This is a genomic window from Burkholderia sp. Tr-20355 (assembly GCF_017104685.1).
Taxonomy (GTDB): Bacteria; Pseudomonadota; Gammaproteobacteria; order Burkholderiales; family Burkholderiaceae; genus Burkholderia; species Burkholderia seminalis.
In genome coordinates, this window is sequence record NZ_JAAGPK010000329.1 from 1 (window position 1) to 3095 (window position 3095).

The window sequence follows — 3095 nt, forward strand, 5'->3', positions numbered from 1 at the left end:
TCCCGTCCCCGCGCCTCTTCCGATCCCCGCCCGGCCGCCGGCGGCGGGCGCGGCCGGCCCCGGCGGTGCATCGCGGCAGTCCGCCACCTGCAGCGGCCCGCACAGATGCAGCACGCGCGCGACGCCGAGACCGACCACCGCCGCATCGTCGGCACTGCCGCGCAACGCGAACGCGCGCGGGCGCAGCGGAAAACCGTAGGCGTTCCACTGCTGCATCCGGTACTGGTCGTCGGGAATCGCGCCGAATCCCATCACGGTGCGCGACACGCCGGCCGCGAAATTGCCGGCGATGCCGCCGAACTGCAGCGTCGGCGTGACGACCTGCAGCAGCGGCGCGAGCTGCGGGTCGCGCCGCAGGAGGTCGATCAGCGCCGCATAGCGGCGGATCCCGTACGCGGCCGGATCGCCCGTGCCGTACAGGTAATAGCCCTGCCGCTGGATCTGCAGATGGCCGCTGCGCTGCACGAAGTCGGTTTGCAGCCCGAGCGTGATGTCGCGGCTGAAACCGCCGAACAGCAGGATCGCACTGACGCCGACGATCATCGCGAGCAGCGTGGTCAGCGAGCGCCGGCGGTTGCGCTGCAGGTTGCGCAGCGCGAGCATCAGCGTATGGATCATCGACACACCTCCTGCGCCGCCGTGCCGTCGCCGGCCCGTTCCCGGCCGACGATGCGGCCGTCGAGAATCCGGATCACCTCGTCGGCGACGCTCACCACCTGCGGATCGTGCGACGACACGATGAACGACACGTCGCGCTCGCGCTGGATCGTGCGCATCAGCGCGATGATCGCGTGGCCGGTGGCGCTGTCGAGGTTCGCGGTGGGTTCGTCCGCCAGCACCATCGCGGGCTCGGCGGCCAGCGCCCGCGCGATCGCGACGCGCTGGCGCTGGCCGCCCGACAGCTGGCTCGGCCGGTGCCGTCCCTTGTCGGCCAGCCCGACCGCGTCGAGCAGGTCGCGCACGCGCGCCGCGCGCCGGGCCGGCGCCCAGCCCGCCATCAGCAGCGGGTACTCGACGTTCTCGTACGCGGACAGCACCGGCAGCAGGTTGAAGGTCTGGAACACGTGGCCGACATGGCGCGCGCGGAAATCGGACAACGCATCGTCGGACAACGACGCGGTATCGTGGCCCGCGATCGTCACGCGCCCGCTGTCGGGGCGGTCGATGCAGCCGATCATGTTCAGCAGCGTCGTCTTGCCGCTGCCCGACGGGCCGCTCAACACGGTGAAGCGCCCGGCCTCGAGCGTCGCCGACACGTCGGCGAGCCCGGTCACGCGCACGCTGTCGAGCAGGTAGGTCTTCGACAGGTGTTCGACGTTCACGAGGCTCATGACGCACCTCCCGCGCGCACGGGCGCAGCCGGGGCCGCCGGCGCGGCGCGCGCATCGGTGCCGGCCGCGCCCGGCACGGCCGGCAGGCCGCGTATCAGCCGCCGCAACTGCAGCCGGTAGGCGAAATGCTCGACCTCGATCACGTGCCGCGGCGTGCGATGGAACGCGATGCCGCCGCTCCAGTCGGACCGTCCGCGCCGGATCAGCCGGTCGACGTGCGCGGCCTTGCGCGGCGCCGCGTCGCGCGCATGCAGATAGCGCGCGAGCAGCTGCGCTTGGTAGTCCATCAGCGGCCAGTTGCCGGTCGACGTCTGGAACAGACCGATGAAGAACAGGTCGCGATGCTGCGCGTCGAACATGTTGAGGTACAGCGACGGCTGCTGCTTGTGCCATTGCAGATGCGCCTGGTCGATGAACGGAAAGCTCGGTTGATAGCCGGTCGCGTAGACGATCACGTCGACCGGCTCCTCGCGGCCGTCGGCGAATACGACGCGATCGCCCTTCAGTTCGCGCACGTCGGGCCGCGCATCGAGATCGCCGTGGCCGAGGTGGTAGAACAGCGTCGAATTGATGATGAAATGCGATTCGAACAGCTTGTGGTCAGGCTTGCGCAGTCCGTAGTCCTCCGGCTGCCCGGCCGTCGTCAGCCGCAGCAGCCGCTCGCCGAAGAAGCGGCGCGCCCACAAAGGCATGCGCAGCCGCAGCGGCCATTCGGCCCACTGGTCGGCCGGTATCCCGAACAGGAATTTCGGCCAGTAGTAGTAACCGCGCCGCGTGCTGTGGAACACGGCGCGTGCATGATGGGACGCCTCGACCGCGATGTCGCAGCCCGAATTGCCCGCGCCGACCACGAGCACGCGCCGGTCGCGAAAGATCTCCGGCGTGCGGTATTGCGACGAATGCAGCTGCAGCCCGTCGAAGCGGCCCGGATAGTCCGGCAGTTGCGGATGCGACAGATGCCCGTTGCAGACGATCACGCCGCGATAGGTGCGCACTTCGCCGCGATCCAGCTCGACGCGCCACCCCGGGCCGCCGTCGACCGGCGCGATCTCGAGCACCGAGCGGCCGAACTCGATCCGCTCGTACACGCCGAAGCGCCGCGCGTACGCACGCAGGTACGCGAGCGCCTGGTCGCCGCGCGCATACGTCGGGTAGTCGTCGGGAATCGGAAAGTCGGTGTATTCCGAAAACCGCTTCGAGCTGATCATGTGAATCGAGCGATACACCGCGCCGCTCGGCCGGCCGTAGTACCAGTTGCCGCCGACGTCGTCCTCGCGCTCGATCACGTCGAAGCCGATCCCGGCCGCGAGCAGGTTCTTCGCGGCGGTGATTCCCGCCGCGCCCGCGCCGATGATGCAGTACCGCGCGCCGTCGTTGCGCTCCGTCATGGTGGATCTCCCCTTTCCGTTCAAAGAACCGGCGCGGCCGCGGCCTGCGTGCCGGTCGCGCCGGCCAGCCGCGCATCGCGCAGATCGGCGATCGATGCGCCGCCGCGATCGGCGATCGCGAAGCGGCCGTCCGGATAGCGCAGCAGCAATTCGGCGTCGGCGGCGCACGCGGCGCCGAATGCGATGCCGCCGATGCGCCACGTGCGCGGCGGCTCGCCGTCTGCGGGCCACGCGCCGAGCAGCACGCGCAACACGTTCTCCAGATGATTGACCGGCAGCCATACCTGCGGGGACGGCGCCGCGTCGCGCGCGTCGCCGGCGCCCGGCGCGCGCCACAACGCATCGGCGTCGGCGGCCCTGACCTGCGCGATGCCGC

Annotated in this window: 4 protein-coding genes; all 4 read right to left on the reverse strand. The window is 70.6% G+C overall.

All coding sequences use genetic code 11. From position 1 onward, the window contains the following. Positions 1–615: ABC transporter permease (locus G3N62_RS34995; protein ID WP_206141521.1), on the reverse strand; the 615-nt coding region annotated here is incomplete at its 3' end. Beyond that, positions 615–1331, reverse strand: coding sequence for an ABC transporter ATP-binding protein (locus G3N62_RS35000; RefSeq protein ID WP_034190064.1), 717 nt, complete (start codon positions 1329–1331; stop codon positions 615–617). The genes G3N62_RS34995 and G3N62_RS35000, both read right to left, overlap by 1 nt. After that, positions 1328–2719, reverse strand: a complete 1392-nt coding sequence (locus G3N62_RS35005) for an NAD(P)-binding domain-containing protein (RefSeq protein WP_124669487.1) — start codon at positions 2717–2719, stop codon at positions 1328–1330. The genes G3N62_RS35000 and G3N62_RS35005 overlap by 4 nt, the downstream gene beginning before the upstream one ends. Positions 2720–2739: 20 nt before the next feature. After that, on the reverse strand, positions 2740–3095 hold a 356-nt coding region (locus G3N62_RS35010), incomplete at its 5' end, for a hypothetical protein (protein WP_206141520.1).